Raw genomic sequence first — 16,593 nt, 5'->3', positions numbered from 1 at the left:
CTTTATGGAAAACTTTTTAATGAGTGTATCGATGTTTTTTTATAGGGTGCAGGATAAGGTCAGCATGACTATGTCTTTTTTTGTCATGGCGGCATGTATCATCGGCATTGTTCTTGTGCTCTTTTTTGCAAGTACAAAATTAAGAAAAATAAATGCTGTGCTTGCAATAGTATTGTCAACTGCCTTATCCTGTATTCTAATGATTCCGCTGATGACGGCATTTAATTCTTTTGTAAATAAAAAGGTAGTTAACGAGGTAACTGACAGTCAACTTGCCGAAATTGAGGCGCGCAAAGCTCAAATAAAACTTCTTGCAGCAAATCAAGAATTAAAAGAAAAGGAAAAAGAAATTCTTGACAATAAAATAAACATGCAAAAGCAATCAATCGAAATAAGCGGTTTAGAAGACAGTTTAAGGGTTTTACAAAATACTCAATTGAATATGCAGAGCTTTAAGGAAATATTGGAGCTCGGATTACTGGAAGCGAATTTAAAACAGACTACCTTGTATCGAAAACAGTTAAGCGGTATTTCAACAGGAATGGGTTTAAAGGCCGATCAATACTATGATGAAGGACTTGTTATTTTAACCCACGATATCGATGCAAAATTCGGCGTCGATTTAAAAAAGATTAAAATTACCGTATCAAAGGATTTTCCGAATATTCTTTGGATAAAGGATATTCAGCCTAAATTTTTAGGAGCAAGTAAAAACAAGCACATAAAAGAAGTTGCCGAAATAAGGCGGGTCGATATAAAAAATAATATTAAAACATATAATATTTTAAACGGCCAATCCGAGGTAAAAAAGGCAAATCAATATGCAGATCTATGTGAACAAGAATATCAAACCCGTTTAAGTCAGGGCATTGAAACAAATTTTATGAATGATGCCGTTTTAAAACTGGCCGAAAATTTTATAAAACTTATTTTAAGCCCTCTAAAAAAAGAAATCAGGTTCGATTCCGGCCTTGGCGGAGATACTATGTCATTGGAAGAGTATATCGAAACCGAATTAAAAGAAATCCAAACAAAACGCTTAGAACTTGAAGATAGCAATAAAACCCTTGATGCCGAAACTCAGACAAAAGAAAAAGAACTTGAAAATTTAAAATCGAAGATAGGTAACTGAAACCTGGTAATCGCCAAATTTAAATGCGAAAAACATTAAAATTTATTAAAAAAATTGAAATCTTCATAAATTTACGTTTGATGGGTGAAATTTTATATATTATAATTACTTTAGATACCTAAGGATAATTTATGAATAAAGCATATAAGCGGGTAATAAAAGAACTTCTTATCATTTGTACTCTTCTTGTAATTATGTTTTTATTTATTCATATAGGACTTAATCGTCTTATTATACCTTTTCTTCGCCGTTATCATAATAAATTATATTATATATTATTATATAAATATCAAGGTTCCTTAATCTATATTTTTATATTTATTATAAATATTCTTATATTTTTACCATTTTCTCCTTATAAAATAACTATCTTATTTAAATATCACAAAATAAATATTAAACTGCTAATAGGTATGATTTTTTGCATTATTGCCATATCTTCGGCTCTTTATATCTTTACAGAGATATCAAATATAATCAGCATGGTAAAAGATTTTATTAGCCTTTTAAATGGAAACATAAAATTTTCATATACCGCTATTTTTGAAAGTAAAAATCTTTTACCTTTTAAGATAAATGTATTTAGCTTAGTGATAAGTTTAATGCTTGCTCCAATAGTTGAGGAAATTGTATTTAGAGGAGTTGTATATAATAGATTAAAAATAGTTACATCAGTTTTTGCTTCTATTATAATTTCTTCCCTTTTATTTGCATTTTTTCATGTGCCTAAATATGGCCTAAATATAACCGTTGTAAATATAATGATACATGGAATTTTTTATGCATACAGCTATGAAAAAACACAGACTCTTTGGTGCCCTATATTCCTACATTTTATTTATAATTGTTTTGTAAACTTGTTTTTTACGCCGATAGGTAAATACTTTCATAAATATGCGGATATTTCTATTTCAATTTTAATTGTTATTATAGGATGTATAATAATGATAAAAACATCTAAAAGCGCGGAAAAGTTTTAATCTTGTACAATCGGCTTCTCTATCGGAAAGTGAAAAATAATGTAATCGCCAAATTTAAATGCGAAAAACATTAAAATTTATTAAAAAAATTGAGAATTCATAAATTTACACTTGACAAATCGTATTTTGTATGTTACTCATAGTATATACTACCTGAGGGATAAATATTATGGAGGGTAAATATGAGAAACAAAGATTCTAATGAAGATAGTGGTACTTTTTCACTTGATAATCCGATAAAAGGTATTAGTGATAGTTTAAGAGATGAAAATAGTTGGAATGCAGGTGATGCTTCAGTATTTAATTTGGAGGATGATATAAACCATCCTGGTGGTTGGCCTATTGGTTATCCTATTGATGATCGACCTGCTCCTGGATGTTGCAGCGGAGGCGGTTCCGGTTCCATTATTGAAGAATCGGAGATAGTTTTATAAGATAAAGAATTCCTCAGGTAGTATATTCTTAAAAAGGAGATTATTTATGGACAAAAAGAAGATAAAAGCTATTTTTGAGATTGCATGTTTGTACACTGTAGTTATGTTTTTTATATATTTTATGGGCAAATATGCTTCTTATATTGCTTATTATGTTTTTGCGGATCCATCAAACCGTAGTGAAACATATAAATCTTATGCATACCTTATTATGAGTGTATCTTTGTGTTTTATGTTGCTTTTTATTTTATATCTTTATAAGTTAAAACTAAAAGATATTATAAAATTTTCTAAATTTAATTTTGGTTTTGTTATAAGATTAGTTTTTATTCAACTGTCAATGCCTTTTATATTGAATATTAATTCTTCAAAAGATATAAGTTTAATTTTTAACAGTATTAAATTTTGGTTTGAAGCATTACAGGGTAAAAGACTTGTAATATATCAAACGCTATTTAAATCGCAAATTGATTTAAATTCTTTTATGCTTATGTATATTATTATTGTTGGACCTATAGTCGAAGAAATATTCTATAAGCATGTTATTTATGATAAACTAAAAACTGTTACATCTTTCAGAATTGCTGCCATGATAACCGGATTATTGTTTTTTTGCGGGCATATGCCTTATTATGAACTAAAAATAAATATATTAAGTTTACTTTTTCTTGGTCTTTTAACTACCTATTGCTATGAAAAAACAAATACGGTCTGGACATCAATAATTATTCATTCTGCATATAATGCTTATGTTACATTCATACCTATAACTAAACTAGATTTACGTATATTAATTTATTTAACTTTTTTTGTTACTGCTCTCATAATCATTACAATTGATGTTATCAAATATGTAAAAGCGCGGAAAAGTTTTAATCTTGTACAATCGGCTTCTCTATCGGAAAGTGAAAAATAATGTAATCGGCAAATTTAAACGTGAAAAAAATTAAAATTTGTTAAATAAAATTGAAATTTTTATAAATTTACGCTTGACGGGTGAAATTTTGTATATTATAATTACTTTAGATACCTAAGGAACATAAATTCTAAAATTTTATGTAGGATTAAACTAATGGGTAATAGCTATGGAAAGGCTTCAATGCCTAATAAAGATTTTGACAATGCCGGTGATGTGCTTGGCGGTATAAGCAATACGGATAATTTTAAAACCTTGTCCGTATTGCTTTAATTTATATAAGGATAATTTATGAATAAAGCATATAAGCAAATAATAAAAGAAATATTTATATTAGGTGTATTGTATACTCTGGTAATGATATCTATGACTATCGGTTTTAAAAATATTTCGGCGTTTTTATGCCGTTATTATAACAAGATTTATTCTATATTGGTTTTGCGGCACAAGGCCGTATTGTTGCAATCTTTTATCTATATTATTCTTAGCTTTTTTTCTTTGTTTTTTTATCCCTATAAAATTATTACTCTATTTAAATTTAAAGCATTTAATATGATAGAGTTTATAAAAATAATTTTTATAATGTTATCTATAAGTTCTGCCGTAATTTTACTTTTAAATTATGTATATATTCTAAAAATGTTAAAAGATTTTATTAAACTTCTAATCGGAGGAATTAACTTTTCATATAATAAAATTTTTGATAGTAGAAATCTTTTACCTTTTAAACTAGACCGGATTGTTTTAACTAGAATGATATTGATTGGACCGATAGCAGAAGAAATTATTTTTAGGGGAGTGATTTATAATAGACTAAAATACATAAGTTCGATAATTTTTGCTGCTCTTATTTCATCTCTTTTATTTGCGTTTTTTCATGTGCCGTTCTATGGGCTAAATATTGATATTTTTACTATATTTATAATAGGCATCTTGCTTGTTTATAGCTATGAAATGTCAAAAACTATTTGGATGCCCATTATTGTGCATATGTGCTATAATGCTTTTATTGAATTGGTATTAAAACCTATTAATAAATATTTCCATGAATATATTGCTTTAATTATTTATTTTATAATTTTTATTGCCGGTATAATGATAGCTATACAAGAAATAAAAAAACACCTAAAAGTGCGAAAAACTTTTAATCTTGTACAATCGGCTTCTCTATCGGAGAGTGAAAAATAATGTAATCGGCAAATTTAAATTCAAAAAACATTAAAATTTGTTAAATAAAATTGAAATTTTTATAAATTTCGTAAATTTACGCTTGACGGGTGAAATTTTATATGATAGGCTTAAGTTAGACATCGAAGGAAAATATAAACTTATGGAGGATTTATATGAAAAACACACCATTACTTAAAATGAAAGGTATAACAAAAGATGACGGTATTATTTTAAATGATGGTCTTTTTCTTGATGGAATAAGTGATTCATTGAACGATGAAAAAGCTTGGGATGATGGTATGATGCCTATGGGAGGTGTTATGGAAGGAGATCCTAGGCGCAATCATGATTTTGGCCCTGGTCCTGGAGGTTGCGGTTGCGGCGGAGGAGGTTCAGGAAGCATAATTACAGAAAAGGAAATTATTTTATAACGATAATATTTTTCCTTCGATGTTCTTATTATAGGGTATGGATTATGAATAAAAAAATAATAAAAGATCTATGTATTCTTTTTATATTGTATATTCTTGTTTTTTTTATGCTTTCTTATGTCGGTAAATTCCTTTTTAAAAATTTTTATAATTACTATTATATTTTATTTGTTAAATATAATGGAATTTTTGGTATTTTATTATTTTTACTGTTTATAATCATTTTCTATTTATTTTATTCAAAAGATTTAAAGATAATATTTACTTATAAAAAATTAAATTTTTCTTTTGTTGTAAAAGGGTTGATTTATTTGTCATCAATTATGATGATATATTATATAATATACTTTATCTTTGATAATGCTTTTCTTTTTAATTTTTTTAAATATTTTAATGATGTTTTAACGGATAAAAAGAATATTACTATATATGACATTTTGATTTTAGAAAAATTGCAAAGACCTCGATTTGAACCTTTTATGCTTATAGCTACAGTAATTATCAGTCCTATTTTTGAAGAAATACTATATAGAGGACTTCTATATAATAAATTAAAAGAAATAAGCAATGTATTTATTGCTGTATTTATTTCTTCAATACTTTTTGCTTTTTTACATATCCCCGGTTACGGATTTAATATAAAAATGTTTTCTCTTGTGCTTGACGGAATTTTATTGACTTATTGTTATGAAAAAACCGATAATATTTATGTTCCTATTCTTGTTCATTCAATTAATAATTTTTTTATATTTTTATTTAAGTATGTATATTTTTATTTTTTAATAGTTATTTATTTTATAATTTTTATTGCCGGTATAATGATAGCTATACAAGAAATAAAAAAACATTTAAAAGCGCGGAAAACTTTTAATCTTGTACAATCGGCTTCTCTATCGGAGAGTGAAAAATAATGTAATCGGCAAATTTAAATTCAAAAAACATTAAAATTTGTTAAATAAAATTGAAATTTTTATAAATTTCGTAAATTTACGCTTGACGGGTGAAATTTTATATGATAGGCTTAAGTTAGACATCGAAGGAAAATATAAACTTATGGAGGATTTATATGAAAAACACACCATTACTTAAAATGAAAGGTATAACAAAAGATGACGGTATTATTTTAAATGACGGTCTTATTCTTGATGGAATAAGTGATTCATTGAACGATGAAAAAGCTTGGGATGATGGTATTAAGCCTATGGGAGGTGTTATGGAAAGAAGAGACCCTAGATGGCGTGGTGGTGATCATGGCCCTGGTTGCTGTGCAGGCGGAGGTTCAGGAAATATAATTACAGAAAAGGAAATTATTTTGTAGCGATATTATTTTTCCTTCGATGTTCTTATTATAGGGTATGGATTATGAATAAAAAAGTAATAAAAGATCTGTGCATTCTTTTTATATTGTATATTCTTGTTTTTTATATAAATTCGTATATTCATAAGTTTTTATTAAATAATTTTTATAATTGCTATTATGCTTTATTCGGTAAATATAATAAAATTGTTGACCTTCTAATATCTTTACTATTTATAATTGTTTTATATTTATTGTATCTAAAAGAAATGAAGATAATATTTACTTATAAAAAATTAAATTTCTTTTTTATTGTAAAAAGTTTGATTTATATATTATCAATTGGAATGATATATTATATAATATACTTTATCTTTGATAATGCTTTTCTTTTTAATTTTTTTAAATACTTTAATGATATTTTAAGTGGCAAAAAAAATATTACTATATATGATATTCTGATTTTAGAAAAATCGCTAAGGCCTTGTTTTGAACCTTTTATGCTTATAGGTTCAGTAATTATCAGTCCTATTTTTGAAGAAATACTATATAGAGGGCTTATGTATAATAAATTAAAAGAAATAAGTAATGCCTCTATTGCTATACTTATTTCTTCAATACTTTTTGCTCTTTTACACATACCAAAGTACGGTTTTGGAATAAATACATTCTTTTTATTTTTAGTAGGAATTTTATTGGCTTATTGTTATGAAAAAACAGATAATATTTATGTTCCTATTCTTGTTCATTCAATTAATAATTTTTTTATATTTTTATTTAAGTATGTATATTTTTATTTTTTAATAGTTATTTATTTTATAATTTTTATTATCGGTATAATAATAGCTATACAAGAAATAAAAAAATACCTAAAAGTGCAAAAAACTTTTAATCTTGTACAATAGGCTTCTCTACCGGAGAGTGAAAAATAATGCAACCGGCATATTTAAACGTGAACAAATTGAAATTTGTTAAATAAAATTGAAATTTTTATAAATTTCGTAAATTTATGCTTGACTGGTGAAATTTTATATGATAGTCTTAAGTTAGACATCGAAGGGAAATATAAACTTAAGGAAATTATTTTATAACGATAATATTTTTTCTTCGATGTTCTTATTATAGGGTATGGATTATGAATAAAAAAATAATAAAAGAACTGTGGTTTCTTTTTATATTGTATATTCTTGTTTTTTTTATGCTTTCTTATGTCGGTAAATTCCTTTTTAAAAATTTTTATAATTACTATTATATTTTATTTGTTAAATATAATGGAATTTTTGGCATTTTATTATTTTTACTATTTATAATTATTTTCTATTTATTTTATTTAAAAGATCTAAAGATAATATTTACTTATAAAAAAATAAATTTTTCTTTTATTGTAAAAATTTTGATTTATATATTATCAACCAGAATGATCTATTACATAATATACTTTATCTTTGATAATGCTTTTCTTTTTAATTTTTTTAAATATTTTAATGATGTTTTAACGGGTAAAAAGAATATTACTATATATGATATTTTGATTTTAGAAAAATCTCTAAAACCTCGTTTTGAACCTTTTATGCTTATAGGTTCAGTAATTTTTGGTCCTATTTTTGAAGAAATACTATATAGAGGGCTTATGTATAATAAATTAAAAGAAATAAGTAATGCCTTTATTGGTGTACTTATTTCTTCAATACTTTTTGCTCTTTTACACATACCAAAATACGGTTTTGGAATAAATATGTTTTTTTTATTTCTAGCAGGAATTTTATTGACTTATTGTTATGAAAAAACCAATAATATTTATGTTCCTATTCTTGTTCATTCAATTAATAATTTTTTTATATTTTTATTTAACTATGTATATTTTTATTTTTTAATAATTATTTATTTTATAATTTTTATTATTGGTATAATAATAGCTATACAAGAAATAAAAAAATACTTAAAAAGGAGACAAATTTTAAGTGAAGTATAAACTGATACCTTACCTCATGTACAAGAATGATGAGATTACCGTCATTCAAAATGAAAAAACTACCTGCATTATAACCGATACAAATTTAATTGATTTTTTTACAAGTAATGACGATGATTATAATCTTACCTTTACCCTTGAAGACCTTAAAGAACGATACGGCGAAGAAGGTGAGTTCTGTTTGGATTTTTTATTAAAAAATTTATTGGCGATTAAAGATGAATTTACGTCTCATCCGATAAATCGGCTTTATTTTTTTACCAATTCAAAAGAAATTGCTTCTTCATTAAAATTCAATTTATCGGGATTAAATATTCCCTATGATGTTATCACCTTCGATATAAATCTGGTAAGTGCCGAATTATTTTTAAACCTTGATAAGGATGCCGTATATTATATTGTTTTAAATCCCTTTAATTATAAACTATATACAGAACTTGCAAACTGCTTAAAAGAAAATAATGTTATCCACAAATTAGCTTTTTATTATAATTATAGCTTTTATTTTACAAATTATCATAAAGCCGATTGGCATAACCCTTGTCCCTTGTGTTATTTCAGTCATTTGGAAGGCTCTTTACGCTCCCAATCAAAACTTACGGGCAATGTTTCATTTCAAACAATTATCGACCTCATATACACAAAAACTGTATATTTTAATACCGAAAGTATTCTCGATAATTTTAAAATTATCCGGCTGATAAATGAGATTATAGACGATATAACGGATTTAAATGATTATACCGTAAAACTTATAAAACAACTGAATATGAAAACAGGCAAAACCGATTATGATATTGCAATTCCTTGGGAGGTTTGTCCTTGCCATGAATAATAATTTTATATTAAATTCCATATTAAAATTTTATCAATTAAGTAATCCTTTAAAACCCTTATCAGCCGATAGGACGATTGATGTAAATTTATTAAAAAATAATTCCGAAAATTATTCTAAAATTAATTTAAAAGAGTATTCCATTGAAAAATTACCTAAACTAATTATTGAATTAGACTCCCTTATAAATAATATGCAAAATAAAGATTGTTCATATTTCCCCGTTGTTTCTTTTTATAATACCGATTTTGTAGAAGCGGGAAATTATGCTTATGACAGTAGTGTTAAAAAGTTTATAAAATATTCCGAAATAAAAAATCTTAATGCCGAATACCAAATATCCGTTTCGTTTTTTGCTTCTTTGTATAACTCCTTATATAAATACGGAGCTTCATCTTTTATAAAATCTATCCTTTCAATAGGTGAAGCAGCCGGAAAGATAAAATCATTTTGCAGCAAATATGATTTTGTATTCACGGAGAATATAGAGAATTTTAATAAAACTTCTTTTGATCTTAATATTGATTCATTAAAACAGCTTTATATTACCACAATCAATATAAAGGGTATGCCCTATGTTTGATTATTATCAAAAATCTTTTTTTATGAATAAAACGGTTTTTAATGATGATCCTATAATTGGTTTAGGCGTTTTTAAAGTTGAAAAAACAAAAAATAAAAAGAAAATTTTCCCATATTCTAACACCTCATCGGGTAAAAATAAAATCGAAATTTTCGGAAAACTGCATAATGAATTTTTAGAACGCTTTAAAATGGTAAATAATTATAGGAGTAATAAAAAAACTGAAATTGTTTTAATTAACGGATTAAAGAAAACTCTTGTAAAACGGAATGCACTTACTTACGGTTATGATTTAAAATACGGTCATAAGGATACCACAGGAACAGCATCGGGTTTGAATTCCAATATCTTAATAGAAAAAGCAATTTGCGAACTCTTAGAAAAAAATGAACTCATGCTTATGTGGTATAAAAAATTATGCAGCCTTGTAAAAATTACTCCTGCCGTAAAAGCCGTTTTACTGCAATACGGAATCAATGAAAAAAATATAAAAATATTTTATGCTCAAAATATAAGCAATATTCATACTATAATTGTTTTTATTTTAAATGATAATTTACAGATAATCGGTTCGGGTATTTCAGGCGATAAAGATGTTATGCACACCCTTGTTTCTGCCATTGAAGAAGCTTTAATGCAAAAATGGATGGACGAGCTTTCGCCTAAGTCTATGTATCTTAAAAATAATAAAAAATTTGACGATTATTTTTTTACTCTTTGTAATGTAAAACAAATAAGTATTGAGAATTTAAAGTCTGTACAAAAAATAATCATAAATCCTCCTTTTGATGATATTGAAATAGGTTTATTAAATATTGCAGGTTGTAGAAGAGAAATTACCATAAAAGCTATATCAAAAACTATGTTTAATTGTATTCCTACAATTTCAAATATAAGGAAAAATAAAACAAGAGTTATTTCCGTTCTTTACGGTATTGAAAAAGAGTTAAAAAATGCCGTAGAATGTGCTGTAATATAGGGAGTTCAATATGTACGGCTTTTCATTTAATATAGGTGCAACAGCATTTAAAAATGATTTAAAAAATATAACTTGTTATAAAAACCTTGATTATGCAGCTGCCGGAGGCGGTGCCGTAAGAAATGCTAAATATGAAGCTGCGCTTTGTGCAATAGGCGAAGCCTATGAAAGAAACGGGCTAATAGAATATAATAATATTTCAAATAAGAATATTTATTCTTTTTCCTTGCTTGATAATACTATTCATATTTTTTCACTTGATGAGCTAAAACAAAAGAATATTTTTTTTGATTCTTGCGGATGTGCAGCTCATGTAAATTCAAATAGTTGTCTTGAAAATGCTTTTTTTGAGTTTTTGGAAAGGCAAAGTTTTATTTTTTTGTATCTTTCAAAAGGTAAAAGTTATAAGATAGATAAAAATATTTTGTACAAATATAATAGCTATAATATTTATTTTAACAATTTTGAATGTTATGAAATAAGTTTATCGGAATCATGTTATGTTGTCTTTTTTATAGGAGAATTAAAAGGTAAAATAGCGGTTTCTTTAGGTTCAGGTAAAAATCTAAACGCAGCGATTATTTCAGCCTTAAATGAATTACATCAAATGTATTTAAGTCTCCTCAACGGCATAAAAATAGATGATAGTAAACCCAAGGATTATTCCGAAACCTATTTATCAATAGCACCTGAAAGAATAAAAAAAGCTTTTGAGTTTATAAATGAAAATGCCGAAGCTTATAGCAACCGTATTGAAAAAAAATATGTTTCTATAAATAATGAGGTAAAAATATTAAATCAAAAATACAAAATGAATCCTCTTGTTTCTTTTTTGCCTCTTAATGAAACAAAAATAAACAATATTAAGGTGTGTAAAATTTTTGATTTAAATTGGTTTCCGTCGCTTTTACCTAAGACTTTTGATAAAAAAACTTATGATTTTATAGAATCGGTTACAGGTAAAACTTTGGATAGACGATGCACCTATATTCCTTTTCCGTAAATTCATAAGGAGTGCTTATATGTTAAATAAAAAAAAATTAAACCGCTGGGCTGCCTCAGTTTTAAAGCCGTTTTTTCCGGTTTTGTTTTTTCTTCTTTGTTTTTCTCTTTTAGGTAATTACGCATCTACATTTGAACCTCTGTTTACGGGTAAAATAATCGATGCGTTGACCTTAAAGGATAGGACGGCTTTTTTTGCCTTTTTAAAAATCATTATTCTTTTTCAAATTGCAGGTCTTGGCTTTTCGCTTTTAAGTTCTTGGTTGCAGTTTTTACTCCAGCGTAAAATGACCGTTTACACCGAAAGCCGCCTTTATTTAAACCTCTTACATTTACCGCCTAAGGGAAGTTCCGAGCAAGATTCGGGTAAACTTTTAAATCTTTTTTTATCCGATTTAGGAGTGATGACGGGTATCTATACTTCTCAAATTCCTTCTATAATAACTTCGCTTATTATGATGGGTATAATAGGTTTTAGACTTTTTAAAATAGATATTTTTATTTTTTGTCTTACGCTCATAGTTTCGGTTGTTCCCGTTTTTTTGGCAAAATATTTCGGAACAAAACAGGCTGCCGTAAATGAAGTTCAGCGTAAAAGGCAGGATGAATATACTGCATATATAAATGAAACAATAAGGGGTTTACAGGAAATAAAAAACCATTCTTCACAAAAGTTTTTTATTTATAAGTTTAAAAATATTTTAAAGTATATTTTTATACACGTAAAAGAATCTACGATTATCGGAATGCAGTCATCTACAGCTTCTTTTTTTACTAACTTTACCATAAATATTTCTTTATTTGCCATTATCGGGTTAACCGTCCTTGAAGGGAAAAACACCGTCGGCACTATTACCGCCGCCCTCATGTATTCTCAAAAGTTTAGAAGCCTTGTTTCTTCCTGTGCCGAAACTTATAAGGGAATTATAGTCTCCTTTGTTTCCGTGGAACGTTTAAAAACTATTTTTGATGAAAGGCAAAACCGTTTTTCACTTATAAAAGAAGAAAAAGATATTTCAAACATAAAAAAAATCAAAATAGAAAATCTAAGTTTTGCTTATAAAAAAAACAATTTTCTTTTTGAAAAATTAAATGTTGAATGTACATTCCCCGGTCTTTATCTTGTCAAAGGAGAGAACGGTTCCGGTAAAACAAGCCTTTTTAATATTATTTCCGGGAATATTAGTCTTAAAGGTGAATCGGTATTAGAAGGTAAAATCATTTTTTTAAATCTTGCGGCAAGACTTTCGTATATAAGTCAAAATCCTTTTATTTTTTCAGGGTCGATAAAAGAAAATCTATTATTCGGTAAAGAAGTAGATGAGGTTACAATAAATGATATTTTGACAGAAACAAAACTTGATAAGGTTATAGATTCTTTGGAAAAGGGGCTTGATACGCAATTAGGTGGAAAAGAGCACATTCTTTCGCAAGGGCAAATTCAGCGTCTTGCCTTAAGCCGCTGCCTCTTGCAAACCGGCGAAGTTATTTTATTTGATGAGGTGGAAAATGCCCTCGATTCGGAAACAAGCCTTGCATTAAGCTCTCTTTTATCCGAGCTAAAGACAAAAAAACTTATTTTAATGATTACACATCGATCCTCCTACGATAAAATAGCCGATGGGGTGTTTAAAATTGGAAAAAGAGGTGTATTATGAAAAAACAAAAACTATTAACGGCTATCCGGTTGCAGCACAGGGCTGAAATTCGGGGATACTTTACAATTTTCTTCCTTTTCTTTAGAATATAGCCATCTTCTAAAATTAAAACTTTTTTTAGAAGGCTTAAATTTAATTTAAACTTAGGAAGACCTTATGAGCACTCTTATTCACGGCTTTGAAATTATAAGCAAAAATCCTTTACCCGAATTTAATGCTGTAGGTATTTATGCAAGGCATAAAAAGACGGGACTTGAACTTTATCATATTTTAAACGATGACGATGAAAATCTTTTTTCATATAATTTTATGACGAGCTCTCCCAATTCAACGGGGGTAGCTCATATTATCGAGCACACGGTTTTATGCGGCTCTAAAAACTATCCGCTTAAAGACCCCTTTATGGTTTTGGCAAAGCAGAGCGTTAATACCTTTTTAAATGCCATGACCTATCCCGATAAGACAGTTTATCCTGCAAGCTCCTTGGTTGAAGCCGATTACTTTAACCTTATGTCGGTTTATGGGGATGCTGTCTTCTTTCCCAACCTTGACGAATGGGCTTTTAAGCAGGAAGGACACCGCTTTGAACTGGATGAAAACGGAAAGATGAGCGTTCAGGGAGTTGTCTTAAACGAAATGAGGGCTAATTATTCCGACTTTGACGGGGTAATGTATGATTGGACAGCCGCTTCTATTTGTCAGGGAAGCATCTATGCCAAGGATTCGGGCGGCTCTCCATTGGAGATTCCCGATTTAACTTATGAAGAATACAAGGCCTTTCACAAAAAATATTATCATCCGGTAAACTGCCGAATTTTTTTAATGGGAAATATTCCGACCGAAAAGCAGATGAAATTTTTAGAAGAAAAATTTCTTTCTAAGTTTGAAGCTGCCGAAAAGCCTCCCTTTGTGCCGCCGATTGAGCCATACGCAGAGCCCCGCTTCTTTTCGGTACCGGCCCCCGCCGAGGAGATGACTAAGGATTCCGTAATGCTTAACTGGCTTCTCCCCGAAACTTCGGATACCGAAAAACTTATGCAGGCCTATCTTATAGGAGAGGTTTTAATCGGGCACAGCGGGGCATACTTAAATAAGGTCTTATTGGAATCGGGAATAGGGGAAGACCTTTATCCTTATAACGGCATAGGAAAAAGCCTTAGAAACATCACCCTCACAATAGGAATGAAGGGAATTAAAAAGGAAACGCATGAGGATTTTAAAAAGCTGATTCTTAATGCTCTTGAAGAGCTTGTAAAAAAAGGAATCGATCCTAAAGAGATTGAAACGGCCGTTCATTCCATAGATTTTAGCAACAGAGAAATAAGAAGAAACTACGGGCCCTTCGGTATTAACCTGATGGAGCGTGCTATGGCAGGCTGGACATACGGGGTAAGTCCCGAAAAAACTCTTCAATATACTCCTGTTTTTGAAAAGGTAAAAAAAGACCTTGCCTCCGATAAAAGATACATCGAAAAACTGATTGAAAAGTATTTACTAAAGAATAAACATCATGCCCTTGTAAGAGTTTACCCCGATGCGGATTTTTGCAAACGCTTGGACGAAAGTCTGGAAAAAAGGGCTGAAAATTTTAATGCAGGTTTAACTGAGGATGCTCGCAGGGCAATGCTTAAAGAGCAGGAGAAGATGAACGAGTTTAAACAAAAAAGCGACTCCCCTGAAATGCTTGCTCTTATTCCCCATCTTTCAAAGAAAGACCTGCCTCCTCTTCCGCCTCCGATAGATGAAGAAATCGCCTTTATCGGAAAGGTTCCCCTTGTTATGCATGAGCAGCCTACAAACGGGATAGGTTATTTTCAATTAGCCTTTCCTGTAGACGGTTTAAGCGAAGAAGATTATAAATATCTGCCCCTTCTTTCAAGTTGTCTTACAGGTATGGGAACCGAAAACCTTGTATGGAGCGAGGTTTCTTCCAGGCTTGCAAATTTACTTGGAGGATTTTCGGCAAGTGCCGGTGTTTTTACGGCAAACAAAAATCTTTCTTTATGTAAAAATGCGGATAAGATAAGGCTCTCCGATATAGCCGGAAGGGATTGGCTTTTTGTTTCGGGGAAGATACTCGGCGAATTGATTCCTGAGGCTGTCTGCTTTGTCTTGCAGTTTTTAAACGAAATTTCTTTTGACGATAAAAAACGCTTAAACGATTTGGTAACCCAGAGGAAAAACGATTTTGAAAGCCTCCTCGCTCTTGATGGAAACAGCCTCGCTCTTCTTAGGGCTAGTGCACCCCTGTCCGAAAAAAATGCACGGAGGGAGATGCTTTCGGGATTAAGTCAGCTTAAATTTTTGAGGGAGCTTTATTTAAAAGTTAAAGAAGATAATTCTAAAAAAGCCGACTCAGAAAACGCTGATTCCGAATTGAATAAATTATCAAATAAATTAAGTGCCGTATATAAATCGATTATAAAATCAGGTTTGATTATTGAAGTTACGGGTACAAAAGAAAATCTGGCCGCTTTAAAAACTGCCTTTGAAAAAAACTTAAAAGGCTTTAAGGCTCCAGATAAAACTGATAAGCTTGTCTTTGAAAATCCCTTTAAATTTAGGCCTTCCGAAAAAAAGAGGTTGGAGCTTATTCCGGCTTCTCTTCAAGTAGGTTTTGCAGTTTCGGTTTTTAAGGCGGCAGCTTTCGGTTCAAAGGAGCAAGCCTCACAGTTAATCCTGTGTAAATGGCTTTCAAGCGGCCCGATGTGGGAAAAGATAAGAAGCATAGGAGGAGCCTACGGTGCCTTTACCGTTCCTATGTCCTTGGAAGAAATTTTAGCCTTTGTTTCCTACAGGGATCCGAACCCGATAAATTCTCTTTCCGAATTTTTAAACTCGATAGACGAGACATTTAGCCAAGACTTTTCGGAAGAGATGATAGAAAAACTTATTACCGGAAGATACAGCAAGGAGATTATCCCTATGACTCCTGCAGGACGAGGGGCGGCAGCCTTTAGGGATCTTCTTTCGGGTATTTCATATTCCGAAAAAAAAGAAGTTGTTGAAAAGATGCTGGAAACTACGGCTGAGGATTTGCGTAATTGTGCAAAAAAATTATCGGTTCAACGGGATTCCCTTTCTTCCGTAGTCTTGGCTTCCGATTCGGCTCTTTCTCAAAAGGAAACGATAAAAGAACTTTATCCCGAGCCCCTTCTTTCGGAGAGGGTTTGAGAAAGTCTAAACAGGGCTTTAAGGAATTTT

The 16,593-nt window shown here is 29.5% G+C and carries 16 protein-coding genes; all 16 read left to right on the top strand.

What is annotated here, in order from left to right:
- Positions 1-4 precede the first annotated feature (4 nt).
- The 16 genes from E4N80_RS06270 to E4N80_RS06195 all read left to right on the top strand — a co-directional run bounded on the left by E4N80_RS06270 (position 5) and on the right by E4N80_RS06195 (position 16,563).
- Positions 5-1,132: a hypothetical protein gene (locus E4N80_RS06270; RefSeq protein ID WP_253701004.1), complete on the top strand. Its 1,128-nt coding sequence runs from the start codon at positions 5-7 to the stop codon at positions 1,130-1,132.
- A 131-nt stretch (positions 1,133-1,263) separates the two neighbouring features.
- Entirely contained in the window at positions 1,264-2,112 is an 849-nt protein-coding gene (locus E4N80_RS06265) for a CPBP family intramembrane glutamic endopeptidase (protein ID WP_253701003.1), read from the top strand.
- Positions 2,113-2,294: 182 nt separating this feature from the next.
- Positions 2,295-2,546 (top strand): hypothetical protein, encoded by a 252-nt coding sequence (locus tag E4N80_RS06260; RefSeq protein WP_253701002.1) that lies wholly within the window; start codon positions 2,295-2,297, stop codon positions 2,544-2,546.
- A gap of 46 nt (positions 2,547-2,592) precedes the next feature.
- A complete protein-coding gene (locus E4N80_RS06255) occupies positions 2,593-3,462 on the top strand; it encodes a CPBP family intramembrane glutamic endopeptidase (protein ID WP_253701001.1) in 870 nt (289 codons plus the stop codon).
- A gap of 639 nt (positions 3,463-4,101) precedes the next feature.
- On the top strand, positions 4,102-4,650 hold the full coding sequence (locus E4N80_RS06250) for a CPBP family intramembrane glutamic endopeptidase (RefSeq protein ID WP_253701000.1): 549 nt from the start codon (positions 4,102-4,104) through the stop codon (positions 4,648-4,650).
- A gap of 155 nt (positions 4,651-4,805) precedes the next feature.
- The gene (locus E4N80_RS06245) at positions 4,806-5,063 is read left to right on the top strand and encodes a hypothetical protein (protein WP_253700999.1); all 258 of its coding nucleotides are present in this window, start codon (positions 4,806-4,808) and stop codon (positions 5,061-5,063) included.
- Positions 5,064-5,107: 44 nt separating this feature from the next.
- Positions 5,108-5,974 (top strand): CPBP family intramembrane glutamic endopeptidase, encoded by an 867-nt coding sequence (locus tag E4N80_RS06240; RefSeq protein WP_253700998.1) that lies wholly within the window; start codon positions 5,108-5,110, stop codon positions 5,972-5,974.
- A gap of 155 nt (positions 5,975-6,129) precedes the next feature.
- Positions 6,130-6,381 carry a hypothetical protein gene (locus E4N80_RS06235; RefSeq protein WP_253681870.1) on the top strand — a complete coding sequence of 84 codons (252 nt, stop codon included), beginning with the start codon at positions 6,130-6,132 and terminating at the stop codon, positions 6,379-6,381.
- Between the two features lie 44 nt (positions 6,382-6,425).
- Positions 6,426-7,265, top strand: coding sequence for a CPBP family intramembrane glutamic endopeptidase (locus tag E4N80_RS06230; protein ID WP_253700997.1), 840 nt, complete (start codon positions 6,426-6,428; stop codon positions 7,263-7,265).
- Between the two features lie 230 nt (positions 7,266-7,495).
- A complete protein-coding gene (locus E4N80_RS06225) occupies positions 7,496-8,332 on the top strand; it encodes a CPBP family intramembrane glutamic endopeptidase (RefSeq protein WP_253700996.1) in 837 nt (278 codons plus the stop codon).
- Positions 8,322-9,167 carry an McbB family protein gene (locus E4N80_RS06220; RefSeq protein WP_002675246.1) on the top strand — a complete coding sequence of 282 codons (846 nt, stop codon included), beginning with the start codon at positions 8,322-8,324 and terminating at the stop codon, positions 9,165-9,167. Before E4N80_RS06225 ends, E4N80_RS06220 begins: the two co-directional genes overlap by 11 nt.
- Positions 9,160-9,750, top strand: a complete 591-nt coding sequence (locus E4N80_RS06215) for a hypothetical protein (protein WP_253700995.1) — start codon at positions 9,160-9,162, stop codon at positions 9,748-9,750. The genes E4N80_RS06220 and E4N80_RS06215 overlap by 8 nt, the downstream gene beginning before the upstream one ends.
- Positions 9,743-10,729 (top strand): hypothetical protein, encoded by a 987-nt coding sequence (locus tag E4N80_RS06210; protein WP_253700994.1) that lies wholly within the window; start codon positions 9,743-9,745, stop codon positions 10,727-10,729. The genes E4N80_RS06215 and E4N80_RS06210 overlap by 8 nt, the downstream gene beginning before the upstream one ends.
- Before the next feature lie 10 nt (positions 10,730-10,739).
- On the top strand, positions 10,740-11,732 hold the full coding sequence (locus E4N80_RS06205) for a YcaO-like family protein (protein WP_253700993.1): 993 nt from the start codon (positions 10,740-10,742) through the stop codon (positions 11,730-11,732).
- Positions 11,733-11,751: 19 nt separating this feature from the next.
- Positions 11,752-13,389 (top strand): ABC transporter transmembrane domain-containing protein, encoded by a 1,638-nt coding sequence (locus E4N80_RS06200; RefSeq protein WP_253700992.1) that lies wholly within the window; start codon positions 11,752-11,754, stop codon positions 13,387-13,389.
- 156 nt (positions 13,390-13,545) lie between these two features.
- Complete coding sequence (locus tag E4N80_RS06195) at positions 13,546-16,563, top strand: insulinase family protein (protein ID WP_253700991.1); 3,018 nt, start codon at positions 13,546-13,548, stop codon at positions 16,561-16,563.
- The last annotated feature ends 30 nt before the right edge of the window (positions 16,564-16,593 follow it).

It is taken from the genome of Treponema denticola, assembly GCF_024181605.1.
GTDB classification, from domain to species: Bacteria; Spirochaetota; Spirochaetia; order Treponematales; family Treponemataceae; genus Treponema_B; species Treponema_B denticola_B.
The sequence above is the reverse complement of the archived record's forward strand: the minus strand, read 5'-3'. Positions and strand labels throughout refer to the sequence as shown.

Excerpts from the sequence above, each read along its gene's own strand:
- E4N80_RS06225 (WP_253700996.1), top strand. The coding sequence starts at position 7,496 with ATGAATAAAAAAATAATAAAAGAACTGTGGTTTCTTTTTATATTGTAT.
- E4N80_RS06200 (WP_253700992.1), top strand. The coding sequence starts at position 11,752 with ATGTTAAATAAAAAAAAATTAAACCGCTGGGCTGCCTCAGTTTTAAAG.
- E4N80_RS06250 (WP_253701000.1), top strand. The coding sequence starts at position 4,102 with ATGTTAAAAGATTTTATTAAACTTCTAATCGGAGGAATTAACTTTTCA.
- E4N80_RS06235 (WP_253681870.1), top strand. The coding sequence starts at position 6,130 with ATGAAAAACACACCATTACTTAAAATGAAAGGTATAACAAAAGATGAC.
- E4N80_RS06270 (WP_253701004.1), top strand. The coding sequence starts at position 5 with ATGGAAAACTTTTTAATGAGTGTATCGATGTTTTTTTATAGGGTGCAG.
- E4N80_RS06245 (WP_253700999.1), top strand. The coding sequence starts at position 4,806 with ATGAAAAACACACCATTACTTAAAATGAAAGGTATAACAAAAGATGAC.
- E4N80_RS06195 (WP_253700991.1), top strand. The coding sequence starts at position 13,546 with ATGAGCACTCTTATTCACGGCTTTGAAATTATAAGCAAAAATCCTTTA.
- E4N80_RS06205 (WP_253700993.1), top strand. The coding sequence starts at position 10,740 with ATGTACGGCTTTTCATTTAATATAGGTGCAACAGCATTTAAAAATGAT.
- E4N80_RS06210 (WP_253700994.1), top strand. The coding sequence starts at position 9,743 with ATGTTTGATTATTATCAAAAATCTTTTTTTATGAATAAAACGGTTTTT.
- E4N80_RS06215 (WP_253700995.1), top strand. The coding sequence starts at position 9,160 with ATGAATAATAATTTTATATTAAATTCCATATTAAAATTTTATCAATTA.
- E4N80_RS06230 (WP_253700997.1), top strand. The coding sequence starts at position 6,426 with ATGAATAAAAAAGTAATAAAAGATCTGTGCATTCTTTTTATATTGTAT.
- E4N80_RS06265 (WP_253701003.1), top strand. The coding sequence starts at position 1,264 with ATGAATAAAGCATATAAGCGGGTAATAAAAGAACTTCTTATCATTTGT.
- E4N80_RS06255 (WP_253701001.1), top strand. The coding sequence starts at position 2,593 with ATGGACAAAAAGAAGATAAAAGCTATTTTTGAGATTGCATGTTTGTAC.
- E4N80_RS06240 (WP_253700998.1), top strand. The coding sequence starts at position 5,108 with ATGAATAAAAAAATAATAAAAGATCTATGTATTCTTTTTATATTGTAT.
- E4N80_RS06260 (WP_253701002.1), top strand. The coding sequence starts at position 2,295 with ATGAGAAACAAAGATTCTAATGAAGATAGTGGTACTTTTTCACTTGAT.